At 70.9% G+C, this 25,174-nt stretch carries 27 protein-coding genes and 1 pseudogene; 13 read left to right on the top strand and 15 right to left on the bottom strand.

Features of this window, described 5'->3' with window-relative positions; all coding sequences use genetic code 11:
• Window positions 1-273: pseudogene (locus AC068B_RS34020) on the top strand (hypothetical protein); the annotation flags it as partial.
• 188 nt (window positions 274-461) lie between these two features.
• On the opposite strand, the gene AC068B_RS34015 reads toward AC068B_RS34020, so the two are convergent.
• On the bottom strand, window positions 462-1,265 hold the full coding sequence (locus tag AC068B_RS34015) for a bestrophin-like domain (RefSeq protein ID WP_478675386.1): 804 nt from the start codon (window positions 1,263-1,265) through the stop codon (window positions 462-464).
• Between the two features lie 119 nt (window positions 1,266-1,384).
• Window positions 1,385-1,867 (bottom strand): pyridoxamine 5'-phosphate oxidase family protein, encoded by a 483-nt coding sequence (locus AC068B_RS34010; RefSeq protein ID WP_478675385.1) that lies wholly within the window; start codon window positions 1,865-1,867, stop codon window positions 1,385-1,387.
• A 174-nt stretch (window positions 1,868-2,041) separates the two neighbouring features.
• Here AC068B_RS34010 and AC068B_RS34005 point away from each other — a divergent pair, with 174 nt between their 5' ends.
• Window positions 2,042-2,695, top strand: coding sequence for a cysteine hydrolase family protein (locus AC068B_RS34005; protein ID WP_478675384.1), 654 nt, complete (start codon window positions 2,042-2,044; stop codon window positions 2,693-2,695).
• On the opposite strand, the gene AC068B_RS34000 is transcribed toward AC068B_RS34005, so the two are convergent.
• Window positions 2,682-3,137 (bottom strand): Rieske (2Fe-2S) protein, encoded by a 456-nt coding sequence (locus AC068B_RS34000; protein ID WP_478675383.1) that lies wholly within the window; start codon window positions 3,135-3,137, stop codon window positions 2,682-2,684. The two genes, AC068B_RS34005 and AC068B_RS34000, sit on opposite strands and share 14 nt — an antisense overlap.
• Window positions 3,138-3,291: 154 nt before the next feature.
• Between AC068B_RS34000 and AC068B_RS33995 the strand changes: the two genes are divergently transcribed.
• The 6 genes from AC068B_RS33995 to ung all read left to right on the top strand — a co-directional run bounded on the left by AC068B_RS33995 (window position 3,292) and on the right by ung (window position 8,688).
• Window positions 3,292-4,080, top strand: coding sequence for a HipA family kinase (locus AC068B_RS33995; protein ID WP_478675382.1), 789 nt, complete (start codon window positions 3,292-3,294; stop codon window positions 4,078-4,080).
• Window positions 4,077-4,475: a DUF3037 domain-containing protein gene (locus tag AC068B_RS33990; protein WP_478675381.1), complete on the top strand. Its 399-nt coding sequence runs from the start codon at window positions 4,077-4,079 to the stop codon at window positions 4,473-4,475. The genes AC068B_RS33995 and AC068B_RS33990 overlap by 4 nt, the downstream gene beginning before the upstream one ends.
• Before the next feature lie 165 nt (window positions 4,476-4,640).
• On the top strand, window positions 4,641-5,402 hold the full coding sequence (gene fabG, locus AC068B_RS33985; RefSeq protein WP_356265885.1) for a 3-oxoacyl-ACP reductase FabG: 762 nt from the start codon (window positions 4,641-4,643) through the stop codon (window positions 5,400-5,402).
• A 23-nt stretch (window positions 5,403-5,425) separates the two neighbouring features.
• Window positions 5,426-6,181, top strand: a complete 756-nt coding sequence (locus AC068B_RS33980; protein WP_356265882.1) for an SDR family oxidoreductase — start codon at window positions 5,426-5,428, stop codon at window positions 6,179-6,181.
• 207 nt (window positions 6,182-6,388) lie between these two features.
• The gene (locus AC068B_RS33975; protein ID WP_478675413.1) at window positions 6,389-7,924 is read left to right on the top strand and encodes an ABC transporter substrate-binding protein; all 1,536 of its coding nucleotides are present in this window, start codon (window positions 6,389-6,391) and stop codon (window positions 7,922-7,924) included.
• 80 nt (window positions 7,925-8,004) lie between these two features.
• Window positions 8,005-8,688, top strand: coding sequence for a uracil-DNA glycosylase (ung, locus tag AC068B_RS33970; RefSeq protein ID WP_478675380.1), 684 nt, complete (start codon window positions 8,005-8,007; stop codon window positions 8,686-8,688).
• Window positions 8,689-8,690: 2 nt separating this feature from the next.
• Here ung and AC068B_RS33965 read toward each other — a convergent pair whose 3' ends face one another.
• A complete protein-coding gene (locus AC068B_RS33965) occupies window positions 8,691-9,137 on the bottom strand; it encodes a DUF3224 domain-containing protein (RefSeq protein ID WP_478675379.1) in 447 nt (148 codons plus the stop codon).
• Between the two features lie 100 nt (window positions 9,138-9,237).
• Here AC068B_RS33965 and AC068B_RS33960 point away from each other — a divergent pair, with 100 nt between their 5' ends.
• Window positions 9,238-10,206, top strand: a complete 969-nt coding sequence (locus AC068B_RS33960) for a helix-turn-helix transcriptional regulator (protein ID WP_478675378.1) — start codon at window positions 9,238-9,240, stop codon at window positions 10,204-10,206.
• Window positions 10,207-10,303: 97 nt separating this feature from the next.
• Window positions 10,304-10,792 carry a hypothetical protein gene (locus AC068B_RS33955; RefSeq protein WP_356265867.1) on the top strand — a complete coding sequence of 163 codons (489 nt, stop codon included), beginning with the start codon at window positions 10,304-10,306 and terminating at the stop codon, window positions 10,790-10,792.
• Between the two features lie 40 nt (window positions 10,793-10,832).
• Here the strand turns inward: AC068B_RS33955 and AC068B_RS33950 are convergent, their stop codons facing one another.
• Window positions 10,833-11,381 (bottom strand): hypothetical protein, encoded by a 549-nt coding sequence (locus AC068B_RS33950; RefSeq protein WP_478675377.1) that lies wholly within the window; start codon window positions 11,379-11,381, stop codon window positions 10,833-10,835.
• 75 nt (window positions 11,382-11,456) lie between these two features.
• The gene (locus AC068B_RS33945) at window positions 11,457-12,050 is read right to left on the bottom strand and encodes a TetR/AcrR family transcriptional regulator (RefSeq protein ID WP_478675376.1); all 594 of its coding nucleotides are present in this window, start codon (window positions 12,048-12,050) and stop codon (window positions 11,457-11,459) included.
• 123 nt (window positions 12,051-12,173) lie between these two features.
• On the opposite strand from AC068B_RS33945, the gene AC068B_RS33940 reads away from it, so the two are divergent.
• Window positions 12,174-13,433, top strand: coding sequence for an FAD-dependent monooxygenase (locus AC068B_RS33940; RefSeq protein ID WP_478675375.1), 1,260 nt, complete (start codon window positions 12,174-12,176; stop codon window positions 13,431-13,433).
• A 55-nt stretch (window positions 13,434-13,488) separates the two neighbouring features.
• A complete protein-coding gene (locus tag AC068B_RS33935) occupies window positions 13,489-14,394 on the top strand; it encodes a Gfo/Idh/MocA family protein (protein ID WP_478675374.1) in 906 nt (301 codons plus the stop codon).
• Here the strand turns inward: AC068B_RS33935 and lnt are convergent.
• The 4 genes from lnt to AC068B_RS33915 all read right to left on the bottom strand — a co-directional run bounded on the left by lnt (window position 14,318) and on the right by AC068B_RS33915 (window position 17,817).
• Entirely contained in the window at window positions 14,318-16,072 is a 1,755-nt protein-coding gene (lnt, locus tag AC068B_RS33930) for an apolipoprotein N-acyltransferase (RefSeq protein ID WP_478675373.1), read from the bottom strand. The genes AC068B_RS33935 and lnt overlap by 77 nt on opposite strands.
• A gap of 81 nt (window positions 16,073-16,153) precedes the next feature.
• Entirely contained in the window at window positions 16,154-16,669 is a 516-nt protein-coding gene (locus tag AC068B_RS33925) for a nuclear transport factor 2 family protein (RefSeq protein ID WP_478675372.1), read from the bottom strand.
• Window positions 16,670-16,726: 57 nt separating this feature from the next.
• Window positions 16,727-16,858, bottom strand: a complete 132-nt coding sequence (locus AC068B_RS33920; RefSeq protein ID WP_478675371.1) for a hypothetical protein — start codon at window positions 16,856-16,858, stop codon at window positions 16,727-16,729.
• A gap of 188 nt (window positions 16,859-17,046) precedes the next feature.
• Window positions 17,047-17,817, bottom strand: a complete 771-nt coding sequence (locus AC068B_RS33915) for a helix-turn-helix domain-containing protein (RefSeq protein WP_478675412.1) — start codon at window positions 17,815-17,817, stop codon at window positions 17,047-17,049.
• A 162-nt stretch (window positions 17,818-17,979) separates the two neighbouring features.
• Between AC068B_RS33915 and AC068B_RS33910 the strand changes: the two genes are divergently transcribed.
• The gene (locus AC068B_RS33910) at window positions 17,980-18,804 is read left to right on the top strand and encodes an alpha/beta fold hydrolase (protein WP_478675370.1); all 825 of its coding nucleotides are present in this window, start codon (window positions 17,980-17,982) and stop codon (window positions 18,802-18,804) included.
• 2 nt (window positions 18,805-18,806) lie between these two features.
• On the opposite strand, the gene AC068B_RS33905 is transcribed toward AC068B_RS33910, so the two are convergent.
• From AC068B_RS33905 to AC068B_RS33885, 5 genes are all read right to left on the bottom strand, one after another.
• The gene (locus AC068B_RS33905) at window positions 18,807-19,088 is read right to left on the bottom strand and encodes a DUF1905 domain-containing protein (RefSeq protein WP_478675369.1); all 282 of its coding nucleotides are present in this window, start codon (window positions 19,086-19,088) and stop codon (window positions 18,807-18,809) included.
• Between the two features lie 56 nt (window positions 19,089-19,144).
• Window positions 19,145-19,951 (bottom strand): DUF4389 domain-containing protein, encoded by an 807-nt coding sequence (locus tag AC068B_RS33900; RefSeq protein WP_478675368.1) that lies wholly within the window; start codon window positions 19,949-19,951, stop codon window positions 19,145-19,147.
• 156 nt (window positions 19,952-20,107) lie between these two features.
• Window positions 20,108-23,458, bottom strand: a complete 3,351-nt coding sequence (fxsT, locus tag AC068B_RS33895) for an FxSxx-COOH system tetratricopeptide repeat protein (protein WP_478675367.1) — start codon at window positions 23,456-23,458, stop codon at window positions 20,108-20,110.
• Between the two features lie 10 nt (window positions 23,459-23,468).
• A complete protein-coding gene (locus AC068B_RS33890; protein WP_478675366.1) occupies window positions 23,469-23,837 on the bottom strand; it encodes an effector-associated constant component EACC1 in 369 nt (122 codons plus the stop codon).
• 130 nt (window positions 23,838-23,967) lie between these two features.
• Window positions 23,968-24,843, bottom strand: a complete 876-nt coding sequence (locus AC068B_RS33885; protein ID WP_478675365.1) for an undecaprenyl-diphosphate phosphatase — start codon at window positions 24,841-24,843, stop codon at window positions 23,968-23,970.
• Window positions 24,844-25,174 lie beyond the last annotated feature (331 nt).

The raw sequence follows: 25,174 nt of genomic DNA, 5'->3' as shown, positions 1-25,174 counted from the left end.
GCCGCGATCGGGGATCCGCGTGCCGTGACCAGTGACCCGCGCCCCGTGACCCGCGACTCGCGGCCCGGGATCCGCGACCTGCGCCTCGCGGCCCGTGCCCCGCGTGCCGTGAGCCGTGACCCGCGTGCCGCGATCGGGGATCCGCGTGCCGTGACCAGTGACCCGCGCCCCGTGACCCGCGACTCGCGGCCCGGGATCCGCGACCTGCGCCTCGCGGCCCGGGATCCGCGACCTGCGCCTCGCGGCCCGTGCCCCGCGTGCCGTGAGCCGTGACCCGCGTGCCGCGATCGGGGATCCGTGACCCGCGACCTGCGACTCGCGACTCGCGGCCCGGGGTCCGCCACCTGCGCCTCGCGGCCCGTGACCCGCGTGCCGTGCTCCGGGAGTGGCGAGTCGGGCGCCCGACGCCGCGCGCCGGACGCCGCGCGCCGCGCGCCCAGCGCCGGGCCCCGAGTCGCAGCTCAGGTCTTGGGGCGGCGGTTTCCGTCCGCGTCGCAGGGGAGTTCCGCGGCGGAGTGGTTCGCGAGGAAGTCGCGGTCGGCCTGGCGTTCCGCCTCGATCATCGCGGTCGGGTCCACAGCGATGATGCCGCCGAAGGGGCGGTCCACGTCCCGGATGATGCACAGCGTCGTCGTCAGGAGCGCTGTGATCACCGCGAGGGTGATCAGCTGCCCGCGGTTGTTCTTGCGCGGCAGGCAGGTCCCGAGCGCCATGACCGTGACGGTCAGGGTGGCCAGGAGGAACCAGAAGATGGCACCGGGAATGCTGGCCGTCGCCTGCGTGAGGCGTTCCTCGCGTTCGTCGGACCGCTTGCTGTCGGCGGCGGTCAGCATTCCGAACACGGGCTTGCCCTGCAGTTCGCCGAACGCGCGCCGGAAGTCGGTCGACCACACGCTCGGCGCGGCCGACCCCTTTCCGTCGGCCATGCTCGGCCACTCCTGCTGCCGCACGGCGCGTGCGTAGCAGACGGCGTCGGCCTGGATCCGCGCCCGCTGCGCCGCGGGCGCGTACTCCGCGGTCTCGACGAGCTGGTCCAGGGCACGGCTCTCGCCGCGGGTGGCGACCTCCGCCTTCCCGTACGAGCCGGAGGCGGTGACCAGGACGAACGCGAGCAGCAGCACCGTGAGGGTCAGCAGCGGCCCGACCAGGTCCTTGACCGCCATGCCCTCGTCGTCGTCGGCGGTGATGAGCCGGGGCCGCAGATAGCGGTTCGCGGCGAGTCCCGCGAGCAGGGCCAGTACGGCGACGGCGATGACGAGGACCACGGTGGGACACCTCCGGGGCGGGCGGACGACCCGGGGGCCCGGGGCGCGGCATCCATGCCCGCGGAGGCAGGTGGCGGGAACCGCAGAAACGTTCGTTCGCCTCCGAACGAGGTAACCCCTTACGCCGGAGGGACCGGCAGGTCGGCCAGCTTCCGGAAGTCCCAGGACGCGACCGCGTCCGGGGTCAGACGCATCCAACCGTGGCGCCCGTCGTGCGGCATCGCGTCGAAGCCGAAGATCTTGCGGGCGAACAGACGCTCCGGGGCAGCCAGCTCCGGGCAGGGGTCGCCCTTGCGCGGGGCCTCGCCCACGAACTCCACGGCGCCGGACAGCTCCACGCCGCGCAGCTCGCCGTACTCCTCGCCCGCGTCGACCACCACGGCGACCCGCGGGTTCTTGCGGAGGTCGGCCCAGCGCTTGCTGCGGGTGGTCGAGTACAGCCAGAGCGACGTCCCGTCCCAGGCGAACCAGAGCGTGCTGACGTGCGGGGCGCCGTCCGGGGACACGGTCGCCACCCGGCAGGTGCGCTCCGTGGTGAGGAACGCGTCGAGCTCGTCCGGCGTCATCATGATCCGGCGCCCCCGGCGCTGCGTGACGGCCATGTGCCCTCCTGTTCACCGTGCCCGAGTGTGTGTCGGACTGTGTGTGTCGGACCGTGAGTTCTGAATGTGCGTTCTGACTGTGCGTCAGGGAAGCATGGACGCTCTTCCTTCGTGGCGCAATGGCCGTTAGCCTCTCGCCGGCCGTGTCCCGGACGTCCGCGACAAGGGGAAGCCATGCCGTCGTACGAAAAGCTCAGGGAAATCCTCGACCCCGCCACCACGGCGCTGCTGACCGTCGAGTGCCAGCAGGGCGTCGTCGGCATCGAGAGCGCCCTGCCCGAACTCGCCGCGGAGGCACGGACGTCGGGGGCTCTCGTCAACGTCGCCCGGCTGGTGTCCGCGGCGCATCAGAGCGGCGTCCAGGTGCTGCACGCGGTTGCCGAACGGCGGCCCGACGGGCGCGGGGCCAGCCACAACGCCCGCCTCTTCCGCGCCGCCGAGAGGCTGCCCGTGCAGCAGCTCTCGGGCACCGCGGCCGTGCGGATCGCCCCGCCGATCGAGGTGGCCGACGAGGACTTCGTCGTACGCCGCCTGCACGGCCTGTCACCCCTCGCGGGCACCGACGTGGACCCCCTGCTGCGCAACCTCGGCTGCCGCACCCTGCTGGTCACCGGCGTCTCGGCCAACGTCGCGATCCCGAACGCCGTGTTCGACGCCGTGAACCTCGGCTACAACGCCGTCGTCCCCGCCGACGCCATCGCGGGCGTCCCCGCCGACTACACCCCGGCCATGGTCCGCAACACCCTCGCGCTCGTCGCCACCATCACGACCACACAGGACGTGCTCGGGGTCTGGAAGCGGCCGGGCGGACCGGTCAAGCCAGCTTGATCGAGCCGCCCGCCACGGTGATCCGGGCCGGAGGCAGCGGCTTCGGCGCGGGGCCGCCCCGCACGCTGCCGTCGGCGATGTCGAACTTGCTGCCGTGACAAGGGCAGTTGACCGTGCCGCCCTCGACGCTCGTCACCGGGCACCCCTTGTGGGTGCAGAGGCTGGAGAACGCCTTGAAGTCGCCCTCCGTGGGCTGGGTGACCACCACCTGAGCGTCTTTGAAGACCTTGCCGCCGCCCACGGGGACGTCGGACGTACTGGCCAGGACCCCGCCGTCCCCGCCCTTGGGCGGCACGTCGCCCGCGGATCCGGCGGGGCTCTTGTCGTCGCTCCCGCAGGCGGTGAGGGCGGCGGCCAGGCCCGCGGCGCCGATCGTGGCCACGACCGTGCGCCGGCATGGGGTGGGGGCAGGCGCGGGGGTGGTCTCTTCGTAAGTCGTCATGTCCGGAGTCGTCATGTCCGGTGGTACGGGGTCGCGGCCCCACGTGTTCAAACGGTCAAGGATTTCTCCGGGAAAGGCGGGGGCCCGGACGCGGAGGGCCGGACGCCGCGGGCCGGATGATCGAACTGTGCTGCGGCGGCAGTAATCTGGGCCCATGCTCAGCGAAGTCACCGCGGTCCGCTACGTCACGCCCCTGCGGGAAGGCGGATCACTGCCCGGGCTCGTCGAGACCGACGACCACGGCACGTACGAGACGTACGTCCTGAAGTTCACGGGCGCGGGACAGGGGCGCAAGACGCTCGTCGCCGAGGTGATCTGCGGTGAGCTGGCCCGCAGGCTCGGTCTGCGGATGCCGCGGCTCACGGGCATCAGGCTCGACCCGGTCCTCGGCCTCGGTGAGCCCGACGAACGGGTGCAGGCGCTGCTCAAGGCGAGCGGAGGACTCAACCTCGGCATGGAGTTCCTGTCGGGCGCCCTCGGCTTCGACCCGCTCGCCCACGAGGTGGACCCGGCCGAGGCGGGCAGGGTCGTCTGGTTCGACGCCCTGATCAACAACGTCGACCGGTCCTGGCGCAATCCGAACCTGCTCATGTGGCACGGCGACCTGTGGCTGATCGACCACGGGGCGAGCATGATCTGGCACCACAACTGGCGCACCGCCGAGACCGCGGCCGCCAAGCCGTACGACGCGTCGGACCACGTCCTCGCCCCGTACGGCCCCGACGTCGCGGCGGCCGCCGCCGAGCTCGCCCCCCTCGTCACCGAGGAGCTCCTCGCCGAGGTCGCGGCCGAGGTGCCCGAGGAGTGGCTGGCCGACGAGCCGGGCTTCGACGGCGCGGACGACGTGCGCCGCGCGTACGTGACGGCCCTCCTGCCGCGCGCCAAGACCATCCACGAGCGGATCACCCTGCCGGGTACCGGACCGAAGGGCGCCACCAAGTGACCGAGCAGACCGCGCCCGTGCGGGACGTCTTCGAGTACGCGCTGGTGCGCGTCGTGCCGCGGGTGGAGCGCGGCGAGCACTTCAACGCGGGCGTCGTGCTCTACTGCCGCGCCAAGTCGTACGTCGCCGCGCGCACGCACCTGGACGAGGCCAAGCTCCTCGCCCTGGACCCGGCGGCCGACGCGGCGGGCATCAGGGCCGCGCTCGGCGCCGTCGAACGGATCTGCGAGGGCGGCGAGGGAGCGGGCCAGGCCGAGCGCGACGACGCGGGGCGGCGCTTCCGCTGGCTGATCGCGCCGCGCTCCACGGTGCTCCAGCCGGGTCCTGTGCACACCGGTCTCACGGCGGATCCCGAGGCCGAGCTGAACCGGCTGCTCGGCCTGTTGGTGAAGTAAAGAGTCACACCTCTCCTGTGGGCCGTTGACACCCGGTGCCAGGGCTTCTAGCGTCTCGTCCAGCTGAAGGTACTAAGCGGTCGCTCACCATCGGGGCGTACCGTGGAGTCCCATCCCGCAGAGCCCCATCCGTAGAGCCGCATCCCAAGGGCGAGGAGAACCAGCATGTCCACCACAGAGCAGCGCGTCGCGGTCGTGACCGGCGCAGCGCGAGGCATCGGCGCGGCGACCGCCGTACGGCTCGCCGCCGAGGGCCGCGCCGTGGCCGTCATCGACCTCGACGAGGCCGCCTGCAAGGACACCGTCGCGCAGATCACCGCGGCCGGTGGCAAGGCGATCGCCGTCGGCTGCGACGTGTCCGACGAGGCCCAGGTCGAGGCCGCCGTCGCCCGCATCGCCGAGGAGCTCGGCGCGCCGACGATCCTCGTCAACAACGCCGGTGTGCTCCGCGACAACCTCCTCTTCAAGATGAGCGCGACCGACTGGGACACGGTCATGAACGTGCACCTGCGCGGCGCCTTCCTGATGTCGAAGGCCTGCCAGAAGCACATGGTGGACGCCAAGTTCGGCCGTATCGTCAACCTCTCCTCGTCATCCGCTCTCGGCAACCGGGGCCAGGTCAACTACGCCGCCGCCAAGGCCGGTCTGCAGGGCTTCACCAAGACCCTCGCCAAGGAGCTCGGCAAGTTCGGCGTCACCGCCAACTCCGTCGCCCCGGGCTTCATCGTCACCGAGATGACGAAGGCCACCGCCGACCGCGTCGGCATGGGCTTCGAGGACTTCCAGGCCGCGGCCGCCACCCAGATCCCCGTGCAGCGCGTCGGCCGCCCCGAGGACATCGCCAACGCCATCGCCTTCTTCACGGGCGACGCGGCCGGATTTGTCTCCGGGCAGGTCATGTACGTGGCCGGCGGCCCGCTCAACTGACCTGAAAGGCAGAGGCAGAGATCATGGCTGTGCAGGACAGCGGAAAGGCAGCGCTCGTCACGGGCGCGAGCCGGGGCATCGGATACGGCATCGCCGAGGCGCTAGTGGCCCGCGGCGACCGGGTCTGCATCACCGGACGCAATGAGGACGCCCTCAAGGAGGCCGTCGAGAAGCTCGGCGCCGACCGGGTCATCGGAGTCGCGGGCAAGGCGCACGACGAGGCCCACCAGGCGGTCGCCGTCGAGCGCGCCATGGAGGCCTTCGGCCGCGTCGACTTCCTGATCAACAACGCCGGTACGAACCCGGTCTTCGGCCCGATGGCCGAGCTGGACCTCAACGTGGCCCGCAAGGTGTTCGAGACCAACGTCATCTCGGCGCTCGGTTTCGCCCAGCGGACCTGGCGGGCCTGGCAGAGCGAGAACGGCGGCGCGATCGTGAACATCGCCTCCGTCGCCGGTGTCTCCGCGTCGCCGTTCATCGGCGCGTACGGGATGAGCAAGGCCGCCATGGTCAACCTCACCCTGCAGCTGGCGCACGAGTTCGCCCCGAAGGTGCGCGTGAACTCCATCGCGCCCGCGGTCGTCAAGACCAAGTTCGCCCAGGCGCTGTACGAGGGTCGTGAGGCGGAGGCGGCGGCCGCCTACCCGCTCGGCAGGCTCGGGGTGCCGGAGGACATCGGGGGCGCGGCCGCGTTCCTCACGTCCGGCCAGTCCGACTGGATCACGGGTCAGACACTCGTGGTCGATGGCGGCATCTTCCTCAATGCGGGCGTCGGCTGACGAAGGCCCCACACCCGGCGGAGACACGCTTTCGGTGATGTTCTCCGCATCAAGTGCCCTGTCGGCGCCAGGACTTGGCGCGGCAGGGCACTGCGATATTGTCTCCCGACCCCATGGCATGGCCGATCGAGGAGCGTGCGCGTGTTCAGTGAAGTTCCCCCTGCTAAGCGCATCAGGGGTCTCCGCCCGGTCGCGGCGATCGCGTCCATGTCCCTGCTCGCCGGTTGCGGGGTGCTGTCGTCCGAAGGGTCGGACGACGAGGAGCAGATCACCGTCGGCACGATGAGCGCGCCGAGCACCCTGGACCCGGCGAAGGCCTGGGACAGCTCCTGGGAGCTCTACAGAAACGTTTTTCAAACGCTGCTGAGCTTCCCCTCGGGGGCCACCGAGCCCGAGCCCGACGCCGCCGAGTCCTGCAAGTTCAGCGACGCCTCCAGCACGGTCTTCACCTGTGAGCTGCGCGAGGGCCTGCAGTTCTCCGACGGCGACAAGCTGGACGCGGCGGCCGTGAAGTACTCCTTCGACCGCATGCGGACCATCGGGATCAAGGGTGGGCCCACCGGTCTGCTCGGCTCGCTGGACAAGGTGGAGACGAAGGGGGACCGGACGGTTGTCTTCCGGCTGAAGAAGGCGGACGCGACCTTCCCGTTCGTGCTCGCGACCCCGGCCATGTCGATCGTCGACCCCAGGGAGTACCCGGCGGACAAGCTCCGCGAGGGCAACGAGGTCAACGGCTCGGGACCGTACACCCTTGAGGGGTACGCGCCGAACGAGAAGGCCGAGCTGGTCAAGAACGACCACTACAAGGGCGCGGCCGACGTCAAGAACGACGCCGTCACCATCCGCTACTTCAAGAAGTCGTCCGCCATGGTCGACGCCCTCAAGGACAAGCAGATCGACGTGACCTTCCGGGGCCTGGCCTCCGAGGACATCGTCACCATGCAGGGCCGGGGCAGGCGCGAACAGGACATCGGGCTCGTCGAGGGCTCGGGCACCGAGATCCGCTACCTGGTGTTCAACACCAAGGACCCGTGGGCACGGAAACTGCCGGTCCGGCGCGCCTTCGCGCAGCTCGTCGACCGCGGGGCCATCGCCCACAAGATCTACAAGGACACCGTCGAGCCGCTGTACTCGATGGTTCCCAGGGGGCTCACGGGCCACGCCACCGGGTTCTTCGACAAGTACGGGAACCCCAGCGCGGCCAAGGCCAAGAAGATCCTCACCGACGCGGGGATCCACGAGCCGGTGCCGCTCACCCTCTGGTACACCACCGACCGCTACGGCTCGGCGACCGAGCCGGAGTTCGCCGAGCTCAAGCGGCAGCTGGAGGCCTCGGGCCTGTTCAAGATCACGCTCAAGAGCCGCCCCTGGACCGAGTTCCAGGAGGGGTACAGCAATGGTGAGTACCCCGTCTTCGGACGCGGCTGGTTCCCCGACTTCCCGGACGCGGACAACTTCATCGCGCCGTTCGTCGGCCCCAAGAACGTGCTCAACACGCCCTACCCGTCCAAGGAGATCACGGACCAGGTGCTGCCGCGTGAGCGCAGGGAGGCCGACCGGGGTGCGGTGATCGACCAGTTCGAGCGCGCCCAGGAGATCCTCGTCGACGACGTGCGGCTGCTCCCGCTGTGGCAGGGCAAGCAGTACATCATGTCCAGCGAGGAGATCGCGGGCGGTGAGCGGGCCCTCGACCCCTCGGCGATCATGATGATGTGGGAGCTGCAGCGCAAGACCAGCTGGTAACCCACGGCGTCACGGTCGGTTGTCAGTGGGCGCCGGTAGGTTCTGTGGTGAGAAGTGACCGCACACCGGAGGTTGTTGAAGTGACCGACATCGCCATGCTGCCCGCGTCCTGGCGCGGAGTCCTCGGCGAGGAGCTCCAGAAGCCCTACTTCAAGGAGCTCACCGAGTTCGTCGAGGAGGAGCGGGCGAAGGGTCCCGTCTTTCCTCCGCGCGACGAGGTCTTCGCCGCGCTCGACGCGACGCCGTACGACCAGGTGAAGGTCCTGGTCCTCGGCCAGGATCCGTACCACGGCGAGGGCCAGGGCCACGGCCTGTGCTTCTCCGTGCGGCCCGGTGTGAAGACGCCGCCCTCGCTGCGGAACATCTACAAGGAGATGAAGGAGGAGCTCGGCCACCCCGTGCCGGACAACGGTTATCTGATGCCGTGGGCCCAGCAGGGCGTCCTCCTGCTGAACGCGGTCCTCACGGTCCGCTCCGGCGAGGCCAACTCCCACAAGGGCAAGGGCTGGGAGAAGTTCACGGACGCCGTGATCCGTTCGGTGGCCGACCGCCCCGACCCCGCGGTCTTCGTGCTGTGGGGCAACTACGCCAAGAAGAAGCTCCCCCTCATCGACGAGGAGCGGCACATCGTCGTGCAGGGCGCCCACCCCTCGCCGCTCTCCGCCAAGAAGTTCTTCGGCTCGCACCCGTTCACGCAGATCAACGAGGCGGTCGCGGCGCAGGGGCACGAGCCGATCGACTGGCGGATCCCCGACATCGGCTGACGTCAGCCCGCCAGGGCGTGGGCGAGTGCGTACGGGGTGGCGGACTGACCGGCCCGTGCCGTGTACGAACCGGTACCGGTGAGCCCCGTCAGCTCGCCGGTCGCCGAACCGGGCAGCACGGTGAAGGAGCACTCGATGGTGCCGTCAGCCCCGAAGGAACCGCGCTGCTCGATGACGAACGAGCCCTTCCGGCCGTCTAGCGTGCCGTCGATGAACTCGTAGCCGACGAAGGCGCCGACCGTCTCGCTCGTGTACGAGATCGTGTACTCGCAGGAGGTGCCCGCCGCCTCGATGACGCCGGTGTAGTCGTTGGTGACGGCGGCGTGGGCGATGCGGGCGCCGCCGGGCGCACCGGCGACGGGCTTCTCGTCCCAGCGGGCGAAGGTGAAGGTGCCGTTGGTCTGGCCGGTCCGACTGGTCTGGGTGGTCTGGCTGGTCTGGCTGGGCATGGGGTCCTCTCGGCGGTGGGCCCCGTTCGGGCCGCTCTGCAGAAGATGCTGTCAGGGATACCTGACACCTTCTGTCAGGTACTGCGGCAGACTTGGCCGCATGCGCGCCGACCGGCTCCTGGCCCTTCTCCTGCTGCTCCAGAACCGCGGAGGCATGTCCGCGCCGGAGCTCGCCGCGGAGCTCGAGGTCTCGGTCAGGACCGTCTACCGGGACGCGGAGGCGCTCGCCGCTTCCGGAGTGCCCGTCTACGCCGAGCGCGGCCCGGCGGGCGGCTTCCGGCTCCTCGACGGCTACCGCACCCGGCTGACCGGCCTCACCGAGAGCGAGGCCGATTCCCTGGCTCTCGCCGGTATGCCCGGGGCCGCCGCCGACCTGGGCCTCGGCGCGGAACTGGCCACCGCACAGCTCAAGTTGGCCGCCGCGCTGCCCGCCGGGCTCGGCGAGCGGTCGCGGCGCATCCAGGAGCGCTTCCACCTCGACGCGGCCGCCTGGTTCCGCACCGCGGACCCGGCTCCGCTGCTCGACGTGGTCGCCGACGCCGTCTGGCGGCAGCGGGTCCTGCGGGCGCACTACCGGCGCTGGGGCGGCGACGTCCGGCGTGAGCTGCACCCGCTGGGCCTGGTCCTCAAGGCGGGCAACTGGTACCTGGTGGCATCCGTCGACGTCGACGGCGACGCACGTACGTACCGGGTGTCGCGGTTCCTGTCGGCGACCGTGGCGGAGGAGCCCTGCGGCCGCCCCGACGGCTTCGATCTCGCGGTGTACTGGGAGGAGGCCTCGCGCGGCCTGGAGGCGCGGGTGCTGCGGGGCACGGCCCGGCTCCGGGTGTCCCCGGCGGGGCTGCGGCTGCTGCCCGCGATGTTCGGGGCGGCGGGGGCGCGGGCCGTGGACGGGGCGGGGGTGCCGGACGCGGACGGCTGGGCGGAGGTGGCTCTCGACGTGGAGGAGCTGCCGGTGGCGGTGAGCGACATCCTCCGGCTCGGCCTGGAGGCGGAGGTGCTCGGGCCGCCCGATCTCCGTGCCGAGGTCGTCAGGAGCGTCACCGGGCTGGCCCAGCGGTACGCGTGAGCGCCCCGCCTGCGAACGTGCCTGACCGTGATTGTCAGTGGTGGCCGCTAGCGTCGTGAGGGATGGGGGCGACGGCCGCACGACCACGGAGGATCCGGTGACGGAGCAGCAGGAGCAGACGGCGGATGACGCGATGATGACGCGGATCGGGCAGGCGGTCATGCTGCACCACGGTGGTGACCGCGAGGAGGCGCAGGGCCGCTTCCTCGGTCTCTGGGGGGAGATCGGCGAGGAAGGCGACCCGCTGCACCGCTGCACGCTCGCGCACTACATGGCGGACACGCAGGCCGACCCCTCCGACGAACTGGCGTGGGACCTGCGGGCGTTGTCGGCGGCTGACGAGCTCACCGACGAGCGCCTGAGCGAACACCACAATTCACTCGCGGTGCGCGGCTTCTACCCCTCCCTGCACCTGAACCTCGCCGCGGACTACGTGAAGCTGGGCCGCCCGGAAGCCGCCCGCAGCCACCTGCGCCGGGCCCGCGGCGCGGTGGGCGCGCTGGAGGACGACGGCTACGGCAGGGGCATCAAGGACGCCATCGCCCGGCTGGAGGGGCAGGTGGGGGAGGGGAGCGAGGTGGAGTGAGGGGGGATAGGGGGAGGGGTGAGCCTGTGCTGTCGTGGGGTCAGCGGCCGTACGTGTTCCGGCAGATGACCGCTTCGGGGCTGTTCGGCCGCCACCTGCCGTAGGCCTCGCCGAGTGCGCACACGTTCGTGTCGGCCCCGGCGGGGACCTTGGCAGGGGCGGGGCGGGTGGCTCCCGCGTCGGGGCGCGCGGCGGCGGGCCTGCGTACCGGGGCGGCCGCGGAGGCGGGGGCCGGACGGGAGGTGCGGGACGGCGACAGGGCTGAGGATCCGGCGGCAGGTCCGGCCGCCGCCTCTGCACCCGCGCCTGCATCCGTACCTGCACCCGCAGCCGCCTCCGCATCGGCCTTCCGGGTGGCCGGGTGGCGCTGCGGGCCCATGCGCTCCAGGGCCTCCCGGGCCGGGGCCTGCACGCTCTGCGGGCGGCGCTGCCCCTCGGTGTGGGGCGCGGGCGGCTGCGCGGTGGCCGCGACCGTGCCGGGGTCCGGGGGCCGCTCGACGCTCATGCAGCCTGCGACGGCGGCCGAGGTGGCGGCCGAGACCGCCATGGTGACGAGGAGCGCGGCGGCGGTGGACGTCGATCGATGCATCTGCGCAACTCTGCTGGGTCCCGGACGAGTTGGCGTCGAAACATCGCGAGGTTGCCCCGCACGGGTGACGGGCCCTCAGTCGTCCAGCATCCCCCGCAGCAGTTCCCCCACGCTGCTCCGCAACTCCTCCTGGGTCGGCGCCGTGGCGTGGTACGAACCCGCCACGCACGAGAACATCAAGCCGTCGCACCAGGCCACCAGGGACAGCGTGTGGCGTTCCGGCGCGGTGGAGCCCGCGGCGCGGAGCAGGAACTCCAGGGGCTCTCTGAACTGGGCGCCCGCCGCGTCGTAATAGGCGCGCAGCTCCGGCCTGCGGGTCGCCTCCATGGCCAACTCGTAGCGGGATACGAGGAGATGGCGGTGGTCGCCGGTCAGGTACCGGTGCAGGGCCGTGGCGAGACCCGCGGCCAGCTGCTCGCGTCCCGCGGTCGGGTGCGGCATCTCGGCGGGGTTCAGCACCTCCGCCTCTCGTTCGGCCTGCCGTCGTACCGCCGCTTCCAGGAGGGCGAGCCGCGTGCGCGCGTGGTTGGACGTGGAGCCCTGGGGCAGGCCCGCCGCCTCGTCGACGGCGCGGTGCGTGAGGCCGCGCATGCCGCGCTCCGCGAGCAGGGTGAGAGCGGTGTCGGCGATGAGCTCGGTGCGGGGAGGCCCCGCGCTGCGTACGGACATGGCCACGACCCTACCTGGCGGACTACAGATGTAGTACGGTCGTGCCGTCGCTCACTACACCTGTAGTGGAGGGGTGGGTGGCGCGCATGCGGCGGACGCGTGCGGCACGGCGGAGGAGGAGCCATGAACCAGGCCACGAACCAGGTCAGGAGCCAGGCCGGAAAGCAGGCCAGGGGGGAGCAGCCCCACGCCGTCGTCATCGGCGGCGGCATCGGTGGGCTCACCGCGGCCATCGGCCTGCACGAGTCCGGATGGAGCGTCACGGTCCTGGAGCGTGCCGCCTCCCTGGAGCCGGTCGGCTCGGGCATCGGCCTCGCCCCCAACTCCCAGCGCGCCCTGGACGTCCTGGGCCTCGGCGGCCGGGTCCGTGCGCTCGCCGCCTGGGAGGGCGACGGCGGGGTGCGCGCGCAGAACGGCCGCTGGCTGGTGCGCACGAGTGCCGCCGCGGCCGAGGGAACGTACGGCGGATCGCTCGTCATGCTGCACCGCGCGACCCTCGTCGACCTGCTGGTCGCCGCGCTGCCCGAGAAGTCGCTGCGCACCGGCATACGGGCCCGTCTCGCGGATCCCGGCACCGCCGGCCGCCGCGCCGTCGTCACCACCGACGACGGCGACATCGAGGCGGACCTCGTCGTCGGCGCCGACGGCATCAACTCCGCCGTGCGCACGGCCCTCTTCCCGGCCCACCCCCAACCCGTGTACGCGGGGTTCACCGCCTGGCGGTTCGTCATCCCCGCGCCCGACAAGGCCTTCGCACCGCACGAGACCTGGGGCCGCGGCGGCGTCTGGGGCACGCAGCCGCTGAAGGACGGCAGGGTGTATGCGTACGCCACAGCCCGGCTGCCCGAGGGACGCAGGGCGCCCGACAGCGAGAAGGCCGAGCTGGAGCGCCGCTTCGCCGACTGGCACGACCCGATCCCCGGCCTGATCGCCGCCGTCGGGCCCGAGGACGTCCTGCGCAACGACGTCCGTCAGCTGACGACGCCGCTCCGCGCGTACCACCGCGGCCGCGTCGCCCTCCTCGGCGACGCCGCGCACGCCATGGCGCCGAGCCTCGGCCAGGGCGGCAACCAGGCCATCGAGGACGCCGTCGTCCTCGCCCACCACGTGGCGCCGGGCGCCGACCTCGCCACCGGCCTCGCCGCCTACAGCGCGGCCCGCGTCCCCCGCACCACGGAGATCGTCCGGCGTGCCGCGCGAGCCGCCCGCGTCACGCATCTCACCGGCGCCCCGCTCATCGCCGTACGCAACGCCCTCGTCTCCACGGCGACGCGGCTCGGCCCGGACTTCATCATGCGCAGCTTCTCCTCCATCGCCGACTGGCGTCCCCCGCAGGCCCCGTATGCTGCGGGAACGACGGATCGCGAGCCAGTACAGCGGTAGCGGCAGCATCAGTAGCAGCAGTAGGCCAGTGGTAGGGGCCGGTAGGGAGACAGTGGTGAAGATCGGCTGCATCGGACTCGGTGACATCGCGCAAAAGGCGTACCTGCCCGTCCTCACCACCCTGCCCGGGGTCGAACTGCACCTGCAGACGCGCACGCCCGCGACCCTCGCCCGGGTCGCGGGCGTCCACCACGTCCCGGACTCCCGCTGCCACACCGACCTGGACGCGCTGCTCGCCCAGGGCCTGGACGCCGCCTTCGTGCACGCGCCGACCGCCGTGCACCCGGAGATCGTCACCCGCCTCGTCGAAGCGGGCGTGCCGACCTACGTCGACAAGCCCATCGCGTACGAACTCGCCGACTCCGAGCGCCTCGTGCGCCTCGCCGAGGAGCGCGGCGTCAGCCTCGCGGTCGGCTTCAACCGCCGCTTCGCGCCCGGCTACGCCCAGTGCGTCGACCACCCGCGCGAGATGATCCTCATGCAGAAGAACCGCGTGGGGCTGCCCGAGGACCCGCGCACGCTCGTGCTCGACGACTTCATCCACGTCCTGGACACGCTGCGGTTCCTGGCGCCGGGGCCGATCGACGACGTCACCGTGCGCTCCCGCGTCGAGGACGGCCTGATGCAGCACGTGGTCGTGCAGCTGTCCGGCGACGGGTTCACCGCCATCGGCATGATGAACCGGCTCAGCGGCTCCACCGAGGAGATCCTCGAAGTCTCCGGCCAGGACACCAAGCGGCAGGTGCTCAACCTCGCCGAGATCGTCGACCACAAGGGCCAGCCCACTGTGCGGCGGCGCGGCGACTGGGTCCCGGTGGCCCGTCAGCGCGGCATCGAGCAGGTGGTGCTCGCCTTCCTCGACGCGGTGCGCGCGGGCAAGCTGCTCAGCGCCCGGGACGCACTGGCGACTCATGAGCTGTGCGAGCGCGTGGTGCGTGCCGCTCAGGAGCAGTCCGCCTGAGGGTGGTCCGCCTGTAGAACCGCAGGCCCTCGGTCAGGCCCAGCGCCACGAGTACGAGGACCGCGGCGTGCACGGGCCAGTCGCCCCACTTCACGTACGCCGTCTCGCCGGTGGCCAGCGGCACGTCGTACACGGCCGTGGCGCTCGCCGACGTGCCGAGCGTGTTGCCGATGCGCGCCCCGTCGGGGCCGTGCACCGCGGAGACGCCGGTGAGCGTGGCGTGCACCATGGGGCGGCCCGTCTCCGCGGCCCGCACCGCCGCGAGCGACGCGTGCTGCCGGGGCGCCCAGCTGTGCTGGAACGACGACGTGGCGGACTGGGCGAGCAGCAGCTGGGCGCCGTCCTGGGTGAGCCGACGGCTCATGTCGGGGAACGCGGACTCGAAGCAGACGAGGGGGCCGATGCGGAGGTCGTGCCCGGTGGCGCGCCCGTTCTTGCCTTCGGTGTTGCGGCCGGTGTTCATCACCACCTGGTGGTCGCCGCGCCTGCGGTCCTCGCCCGCCGCCTTGCCGACGGACGTGGCCCAGCCGAGCAGGGAGCGCGCCGGAATGTACTCGCCGAAGGGCACGAGCCGCATCTTGTCGTAGCGGTCGCCGGTCGGCCCTTCCGGGCCCACCAGGACGGAACTCTTGAATATGCCGGGCCGGTCGGAGCGGCGCGCGTCGACGTTCACCAGGATGTCCGCGCCCACCTCGCGGGAGAGCGCGGCGATCCGGCGTGCGACGTCCGGCCGGTCGGCCAGGTCGAAGCCGACGCTGCTCTCGCCCCAGACGACGAGGTCGACATCCCGGCCCGCCAGGGTCCGGGTCAGCGCCTCCTCCCGGGCCAGGCGCTTGTCGGCGCTCGCGACGCCGTCTTCGATGACGCCCGGCTGCACGACGGCGACGCGGGCGTGCCCGGCGGGTTCGGGGCGGGGGGCCCACCCCCAGGCGGCGGCCCCGGCGGTGGCCACGGCGAGGATGCCTGCGAGGGCGGGGAGGGCGTGGGACGAAGCGGGTGTGGAGACGGCGTCCGTGTGCTCCGTACGGGGAGTCGTCGCCCGTGCGGCCGCCGCGAGGGCGAGCAGCGCGACCCCCGTGTTCACGACCACGACGAACGCGCTGACCAGCCACACCCCGCCCACCGAGACGAGCCGCAGCGCGGGCGTCACCTGCCACTGGCTGGAGCCGAGCAGCCCCCACGGCCCGCCCAGCCCTTCCCATGACCTGACCAGTTCGACCATCAGCCACCCCGAGGGCAGCACCACGAGCGCGGCCGTGGCCCGCCCGGCCTGCGGCACACCGCCGAGGAACCGTCGTACGAGCCACCCCCAGGGCGCCCACAGCAGACCGAGCAGCGCGGCGATGACGAGCGTGAACACATGCAGGCTCGGGAGCAGCCAGTGGTGCACGGCCACCATGAAGCCGAGGCCGCCCAGCCAGCCGTCGAGCGCGGCCCGCCGAGCGGTCGGGGCGGACCGTGCCAGCAGCATCCACGGCACCAGCGCGACGTACGCGAACCACCACAGCGACGGGGCGGGGAACGCGAGGGCGGGCAGCGCGCCCGCCGTGACGGCGATGCCGCCGCGCCACCAGCGCGACGCGAGGAGGCGCGCGGCGCGCTGCCTGCTCCAGGGCCCGTTCCGTCGCCCGTCCTGTCGCCCGTTCCGCTCCCACCGGTCGTCGCCGGAAAGATCCATGCAGCGCCTCCCTCTGTCCCCGACGCCCGGTCGTATTTCCAGTGTGCGCGACGCGGACGATCTAGGACAGTGGGCCGGGCATCAGAACCCCGCACCACGCGTGTCGGAAGGGAGACCGGCCATCTGGCGCCACTTCTCCGTGACGACCACCTGGCGCAACCGCCAGCCATGGTGCGTACGCACGAGAGTGAAGGCGTAGCGGCCGCCGCAGATGAAGTCAGGTGCGGTCGAGGGCTCACGCTCACCGGCCGCTGGCTGACCCGCGGGCTTCGCGAACCGCATCGGGTTCACGTAGTCGGCCTGGACGCGGGCGACGTCGTCGACGTCCTGGTCCAGCGTCCCGAACTCCAGCCTGCGGTTGGTGATCAGGTGCTGGCGCATGGGGAACATCTGCATCGTCTCCGCCAGCCACGCGGTGATCTCAGCGGCTCCTCCCTCGATGCCGCCCGCGGAGCGGTAGTCGGCGCGCCCGCTCGGGGCGAAGAGCTGTCGATAGGCGGTCCAGTCGCCGTCGTCGACGGCCACCGCGTACTCGGTGATGAGGGCATCGACGGCCAACCGGTCGATCACGGCGGCGAGTTCCACGCGCTGCGTCATCGGCTCAGTGTTGGGCACGGGGGGTGTTGAGCCAAGGGGCGTGCAGGGACGAAGGGCCTATGCGGCCCGCACCATCTCCTTGCGGACTGCGGCGGCCCACTCCGTCACCAACTGCTCGTACTCTCTGCGCTGTTCGGGGGAGAGGCGGCCGCCCGCGCGCAGCCACAGGCCGCGGATCCGCTCGTTCAATTCGACGGAAGACCGCGCGGAACCATGGGGGGGTGGGGTTAAGGGCATGGCGTCAACCCTAGGGGATGGCTACGACAATCGGAACTGTCAGCTACCGCACACTTCCGCCACGTGATCGAAGCGCAGGTGGTGGCTGCGGGGTGGACGGCTGCGGGGTGGACAGCCACGGGGTGGACGGCTGTGGGGCGCTAGGCCGCTGGACCGCTGGGCCATGCGCGGTCGTCCACGGTCAGGAACGGCTCGACCACCACGGTCGTCGGGGTCGCGCCGGTGAACGCCATGACGTCCCGATGCAGATGCGACTGGTCGCAGTAGCCGCTGTCCGCCGCGACGTCGGCCGCGCCGGAGCCCGCGACCAGGCGGTGCACGGCATGGTCGAAGCGGGCCAGCCTCGCGGCGCGCTTGGGCGGAATGCCGATGGCGGACTGGAATCGGGACCACAGGCGCTTGCGGCTCCATCCGAGGTCGTCCGCCAGCTCGTCGACCCGGACGAGCCCCTTGCTTTCGACGATGCGGTTCCAGGCCCAGATCACCGCCGGGTCCACCGCTTTCCGCGCCTCGCGTCGACGGGCGAGGAGCAGCCCCTCCGTGTACGCGAATCGGTCCGCCCACGAGGAGATCCCGCCCAGTTGCTCGCGGATCCGCGACGCCTCACGACCCCACAGGTCATCGAGCGACACCATGGCCCCGGCCAGCTCGGCCGGGCCGACGCCCAGGATCGTGCCCGCGACGACGGGGGACAGACGCACCTGTACGCACTCGACGTGTTCACCCCACGCCCGGACCCCGCCTCCGGAGCCGAATCCGGGCCCGGCGACGAGACTTCCCCGATGGCGGCCGCCCGTGCCGTCGTGCACGGTGGACGGGCTCGGTCCGAATTCCAGGATCAGCATCACCGCGGGGTGCGGCACCAGGCGGAGGCCTTCCGTGAGCGTGCCGGGGACCCGGAACCCGGCCATGTCGGCACCGGTGACGCGGCGCGACCGCTGCGGGCGTGCCACGTCCCACGCGGTGGAACTGTCAGGTGCACTGGTGGTGGACCCCATCCCTTCAGGCTACGTCTGCCGGGGAGGGAACATTTGTCCAAGCCGTCGGCGCGGGCCGCCGCTGACAGTGGGCTCATGACTTCTCCCACCGAGGACTCGGTCCTCCGCCTGGAACACGGTGACCTCTACGTCGGCCAGGACGGCCCCCGCGACGCCCCCGCACTCCTGCTCATCCATGGCTCGGCGACTTCGAGCCGCTCGTGGGACGCGCTGGTTCCGCTGCTGTCCATGTCTCATCGCGTCATCCGGGTCGACCTGCCGGGGCACGGCCGTTCGGCCGAACCGGCCGACGGCGACTACGGGATTCCCGAGCAGGGGCGCAGGATCGGCGCGGCGCTTGACCGGCTCGGCGTCGAGCGCGCGACGGCCGTCGGCCATTCCAGCGGCGGCTATACCGCCACCGCTCTCGCCGAGCAGCGCCCCGACCTGGTGACCGCCCTCGTACTCATCAGCACCGGCCCCGGCATGGACGCCTTCATCGCACCGCCGTCCACCGCGACCGCCCCCACCCAGTGGCCACCGACCGATGAGCAGCTCCGCCAGTTCGCGAGCACGGGATTCCGCGCGGGCTACGAGGTGCCGCAGGAGTTCGTCGACGAAGTGCGCGGCATGAGCCAGGCCGCGGTCACCGCGGCGATGCAGGCGTCCACCGCCTACCTGAGCCGCCAGGCGCTCCCGTCCCGGCTTGCGCCCCTCGGCAAGCCGTTGCAGGTGATCTTCGGCGAACAGGACCGCAGATGGCGCCCGGCTTCCGCGGCCGACTACCGAGCCGTTCCGGGCGCGAGGGTCGACCTGCTGCCCGACACGGGCCACACCCCCATCGTGGAGGAACCGCTACGGACTGCCGCGCTGGTCCTGGCCGCCACCTGGACCCACGCCGCAAGCCGAAGTCGTTCTTGACGTCAGGTGTTGACTCTGGTGTTGACCCGCTCCTGTAGACGGACGGTCACGGTGTCCCCTTCCTCCTTGCCGATCGCCTTGCGCACGTCCGCTTTCACGGGCAGCTTGTGCGTCCCGTCCCCCAGGGCCATGAACGAACTCTGGAACGGATGACCGTCGATCGTGCCCCGGACCTTCACCAGGCCGCGGGTGCCGAAGAACTCGGCCGACTCTGGCCACACGACGTAGGTCCAGCCGCCCTTGTTCGGGCTCTTCCGCAGGGTTGCGGTGAACTGCTTGTCCATCCCATGCCTCCGCTTCCTCGGTGTTCGCAAGGTAGGACGGAGGCAGGCGGGGAAACTCATCGCTCGTCACGAAGTGCGACTGAATCGGATGCCCCGGCCGAGTCGTGGTCGTCATCGGAACCGTAGTCGACGGTGGTGTTCACCAGATGACCGGCGAGACCGAGCAGCAGGAACAGCACGACGAGAACCGTGGCCGCGGTGTCCAGCAGCAGCGGCCGGGTACCGGACCGTACGTCCTCAGGGGGTACCTGCTCGTCCCCGAACAGCCTCTTCGGGTAGGCGGGGGTGAGCAGGTAGGCGTAGGCGTCCAGACGCATGCTGTACCGGGCGACAGCTGCCGTCGCCGCGTAGAGCGGGCCGGGCAGGCGCCCCAGAATCAGGGCGATGAGCCAGAACACCCAGCTGATCGCGTACCACCCGCTCTGCAGGAGGCCGCTGACAACGGCCGCCGGAATCATCAGGATCAGCCGGAAGAAGACCGCGAGACGGTTGAGCGGCGTGGGGCGCACCTCAATCTGCACCGGGTAGTTCGGCGCCGAGAACGAGAAGGGCGGGTACTGGTCGACGAGGAGCGTCGCGCTGGCGTTCACCCGGGTCGCGTACGCGAGCACGGAACCGAGAAACCTGAAGATCCCGTCCGGCAGCCTGCCCATGAAGAGTGCAGCGAACCACCCGACAATCGTGACGAAGAACGCCACCACGCTGAGCACCGCATAGACCACGAACTGGGGAAGCAACAGCAGCCACCGCAACAAGACGGTCCAGCGCCGCTGCCGCCCCGGAAGAGGAACGTCCAGGACCGGCAACCACTCGCCTGCCTCGCCGGATCCCGGTACCTCTCGCTGCACCCAGCCCGTCGTCATCACGTCTCCTCGGCACGGTAGGACCCATTCCCCTCATGCTGAGCAGCGTCGACCGGAACCGCACGGTCAGGGCGGCCGACAGTGTCGTGAAGGCGCCTTGATCGAGCGGCACAGGCGGGTTCGGTCGCAGCGTCGACGCGCGCGGTCTTGGACCGGTCAGGTCGTGAGGGGCTCGAAGTCCCAGTACGGCCGTTTGCGGGCCCGGGCCGAGACGGTGTGGACGTGCTGGTGTCCCAGGGTCGCGATGAGGTCGGAGATGGCCTTCTGCTCGTTCTTCTCGGCCTTCTGGTGCTGTCGCAGGTCGCGTAGGTCGGCCGCGTAGGCGATGCGGGCGGACAGGGTGAGGGGGTGGGTGCGGCCGAGGGTCTCGGTGGCCCGGGTGTACGTGTCTTTGCTGAGCTCGGCCGCCGACTCCGTATCGTCGATCAGGTGGCGCAGGGCGGAGGCATTGATGGCGCAGCCCAAGGTGTGAGGGTGGTTCACCCCTATCGTCGCCGTCATGTCGGCCAGCGCCTGCTCGATCAGCGCCTGTGCCTGCTCCCGCTCCCCGAGGCTGCGCAGGACCAGGGCGTGGTTGGCGCGGGCCCCGGCGATGAACGGGTGGCCTTCCACGAGGAGTTCTTCGTAGCGGGCGATGATGGACGCGCTGGCCTCGTATGCCCGGTCGATGTCGCCGTGCTCGCGCGCGAAAAGGCTCTGGCTGGTCGCGAAGGCCAACGTAATGGGGTGCCCTGCGCCCATCCGGCGCTCACCGGCATCGAGCACTCGGGAGAAGAGCTGCTCCGCCCTGCCACGGTCACCGTTGCGGTAGTGGCACAGCGCGAGGTTGTGTTCGGCGCGCAACGTGTACGGGTTGTCCGCTCCCATGGTGACGCGGTACTCACGGACGTTCATCTCCTGTCTGGCCTCGGCCTCCGCATAGCGGCCCAGCAGCCGCAAGTCGATGGCGTAGGAGGCCTCCGAGAGGAGCGTCCAGGGATGCCGCCCCTTCAGCAGTGAACGGCGGGCCTGCACCGTCTCCCTGTCGGTGTCCAGGGCCTCTAGGTAGCGGCCGACCAGCCGCAGCGAGGAGCCCAGGTCGTGCAGCGCGTCGAGGGTCCTCGAATCCTGTGCACCGAGGAGGTGAACATGGGTCGCGTGCAGCCGATGGCTCATCTCCAGCGCCTCGTCGTAGCGGCCGAGACCCCGCAGGTCGGCGGCGCGCCCGCCGACCGCGCGCAGATGGTCCAGATCCACCTCTCCGTGCGCCTGACGGAGGTGTTCGACGGCGGTGCGGCCTAGGGTCTCGGCGCGTGCGTAACTGCCGACGGCGCGCAGCAGGTTGGTGTGGTGATACGTCAGTTCCCAGATCAGTGGGTGCGTCTCGCCGAGCAGCGAGCGCCATGTCTCGATGGCGCGCTCACCGAGCTTGATACCGGCCTCGTGGTCGCCGGAGACGTACATGTAGCGCAGGCAGTTGAGGAGCAGGTGCTGGACCTCGGTGTCCTCGCTGTTCAGGACCTCCGCGTACGTGAGGTGCGGCACGATCTCCGCATACGCGTCCCACCGGCGGGTGTCGGTGGGACGTCCCGGGTCGGCCGCCGCGAGCGTCCGGCGCGCCACCTCGATGAATGCGCGCCGGGTCTCCTCCGGCACGTCCCTGCGCACGATCTGGTGCACCATGCGGTGCAGATACAGCGAGTCGCCCGGCAGCATGGAAGCGTCCGCAGCGGGCTCGTGCGGAGTGGACTCGTGCGAGGTGGAATCGTACGACTTCAGCCGTACCACCGAGTACTGACGCAGCTGATTGATCGCCCTGTGCCACAGCAGCGGATCGTCCCGGAGTCCGACCAGCCGGTCCGGCAGACCGTCGCGAGGCATGGCCTTCAGCAGCCCTACCGGGATGAAGCCGGGGGCGAAGAAGGTGCACAGGCGCAGCAGGTCGACCGATGCCGGGAGGGACTCGCTGAGTTTGTTCAGGAGCATTGACCAAGCCGTCGGAAAGGCGACAGGGAAGTCTGCGGACACCTTGAGCGCGTCCTGGTCGACGCCGTCCTCCAACAGCCCGATGTAGTCCGTGACGGCCTGGTCCGATTCGTTCATCCAGCCCGCTGCCTGGTCGAGCAACAGGGGCAGATCCTCCAACGCCTCCGCCAACTGGTCCGCTCCGGTGTCCGTCAGCCGCGGAGCGCGGCGCCGGACGAACGCCACCGACTCGTCGCGGTCGTAGACCGGGACCTCCAGCAGCTTGCTGTTGTGCTCGCTCCACTGGAGGTTGCGGGAGGTGATGAGCACGTGCCCCGGGCCGGTGGGCACGAGATCCGAGATCTGGTCGGGTTCGTCGGCGCCGTCCAGGATCAGCAGCCACCGGGAGTACGGTTCGCCGCGGCGCAGCGAGTCCCGGACCGCGCGCAGTCGCTCGCCGTACTCGGCACCTGTGGACAGGCCCAGTCTCGCTGCGAGTTCGGCGACGAGACGGCGGTACACCACCCGTGCCCAGGCATTGACCCACCACACCACGTCGTACTCGGAGCCGAACCGGTGCGCGTACTCGGCCGCGAGCTGGGTCTTGCCCACCCCGGGCATCCCGTGCAGCGTGAGGACACCCGCACCGGACTCGCTGTCCCGCAGCAGGTGGTGGGCCTTGTTCAGGAGCGACTCACGGCCGGTGAACCGGGTGTTGCGGCGCGGTACGTCGCCCCACACCTCGGGCATGGCCGGAGGGAACAGTGGACTGCGCCTCGTGGCTGGGGTGTGTCCATCGTCGGCGGACGGCACCAAGGCCGCGCGGTTGCGGGCGATGCAGATCCGGGCAGCGGTGTTGCGGCTGCGCTGCTGGGGGAGCGGGAGTGACCTGGCCCGGAGCTCGCTGAGCACGTGCTCGTAGAGGGTCGTCATGTCCAGCAGCTCACCCGCGCCCGGCACACCCTGTTCCAGGGCTTTCAGGAGTGCCCCGGTGAAAGCGGTGTTCGGTTCGCCGGGCGGCGCCAACGCCCTGGCGTTCTCGGAGCATGCGGTGATCAAGCAGGTGCCGGCCACCTCGAGCTTCGGCAGTATGCCACCAAGGCCCGGGGCTCCCATCTCACCGGCCATGGCACGGCCGCTGTAACAGCAGTCCAGCAGCAGCACCTTCTTCTCGGCCGCGCTGCTGAGGAACACCCGGCGCAGAAACTCGAACCGCAGCGCGGATTCCACGTGCACATCGCTCAGTCTGGAGCCGGGCAGCGAGAGGTAGAGCTCTTGGTCCACGGGGTCGAGCAAGCCGTGGCCCGCGTAGTAGACGATGAGTGCGTCCGAGGCTGCGCTCGCCGCGCTCCGCACGGCATGCAGCACGTCACTCTCGTGCGAAGGCTGCGACAGGACGGTGATCCGGTCCTGCCGAATCCCCCAGTTGGTGGGGTCGGTGAACAGCCTGGCCAAGTCGGTGAGGTTCTTCTTCACCGCGGGGAGCGATTCCAGCTGCTCGAACGCGTGGCATCCGATGAGGACGACGGCGGAGGTGTCCACGCCGCAGAGCTGATCGGTCATCGCGGGGCGCTCATCGCTCCGGGCGGGCCCGCTGCAGCATCTCGGTCAGCTCGCGGAGCGTCTCTTGGTCGTCCGTGTTCACGGTGACGCTCACTCCGTTCGCTTCGATACGGACCGTTGGCGGCGGAGACGGCCGACTTGAGCGCCACAGGGCCACCGACAACAGCAGGTTGCCGAGGGCGATCGCGTTCGAGGCCGCGACATTGATCAGTTCCAGGACGGACGGTCCCATGGCCCCGGATGACTCGTCCCCTGCACCTGGTTGCGTCGCTTGCATCGTCACGTGACCGCGCAGCGCCCGGTCGCCGAGCAACCACCGCCGGAGCAAGGCGGCCTCGTCGCCCGCGGCAGGACTCTCGACGCTGAGTGACATCTCCATGCTTCCCCCGCAGAACACGTCCCGTCCTTTGTGCGCTGTCTGGTCTTCTACCACACAGCGCAGAGAGCGGTCAGGCCGATGGCGGATCGGCGCCCCGGCAACGCGCTGCCGACCTGCACCGATCCGAGCCTCATCCCGCCGACTCGCCCGCATGCGGGCTGAGTTCGCCCACGCCCACCAGGATGAACAGCACGATGCCCAGCAGGATCCGGTAGTAGACGAACGGCATGAAGCTCTTCGTGGTGATGAACTTCATGAACCACGCGATGACCGCGTAGCCGACCACGAAGGCGATGATCGTGGCGAAGATCGTCGGGCCCCAGGAGACGTGGCCGCCCTCGCCCGCGTCCTTCAGCTCGAAGACGCCTGACGCGAGGACGGCGGGGATAGCGAGGAGGAAGGAGTAGCGGGCCGCGGCCTCGCGGGTGTAGCCCATGAGGAGGCCGCCGCTGATCGTGGCGCCCGAGCGGGAGACGCCGGGGATCAGGGCCATCGCCTGGCAGATGCCGAAGATCAGACCGTCCTTGACGCCGAGTTCCTTGAGGTCCTTTCGGCGGCGTACCGCGCGGTGCTTGCCGCCCGTCTCGTCGCGGGCCGCCAGGCGGTCGGCGACGCCGAGGACGATGCCCATCACGATCAGCGTCGTGGCGATGAGGCGCAGATCGCGGAACGGGCCCTCGATCTGGTCCTTGAACGTCACGCCCATGACGCCGATCGGGATCGAGCCGACGATGACCAGCCAGCCCATCTGCGCGTCGTGGTCCGAGCGCGGCACCTTGCCGAAGAGCGAGCCGAACCACGCCGACAGGATCCGCGCGATGTCCTTGCGGAAGTAGATCAGCACGGCGGCCTCGGTGCCGATCTGCGTGATCGCGGTGAACGCGGCCCCGGGATCGTGCCAGCCCGCGAACGCCGCGGTCAGTCGCAGGTGCGCGCTGGAGGAGATCGGGAGGAACTCGGTCAGCCCCTGGACGAGCCCGAGGATGAAGGATTCAAGCCAAGACATGAAAACTGCGCCGTCCAAGTACTGATCATCAGGCCGCGGGTGCGGTCGTAGCGGTCATAGAGGGGCGTGGCTGAGGCGTGGCTGAAACGTGACTGCACGGTGAGCGGGCGGAACGCCGGGGCGCGGGGGCGATCACGTCCCCCGTCGTGGGGCAGCGTAGCGCTCCAGGGTTACGAGACGGTGGGAGGGCCGTTCGGCGGCTGTGGCGTCGGTCCCGTCGTCGTCCATTCCGGCGCCTGCGGATGCGCGGTGAGGTCGTCGTGCCGGACCGCGTCGCCGCCGGTGCTTCGACCGTACGCCGCTGGCACTTCGCCGGAAGTTCACCCGTTCT

It is taken from the genome of Streptomyces sp. NPDC042371, from assembly GCF_056437465.1.
This window is presented reverse-complemented; position numbering and strand designations above follow the sequence as displayed.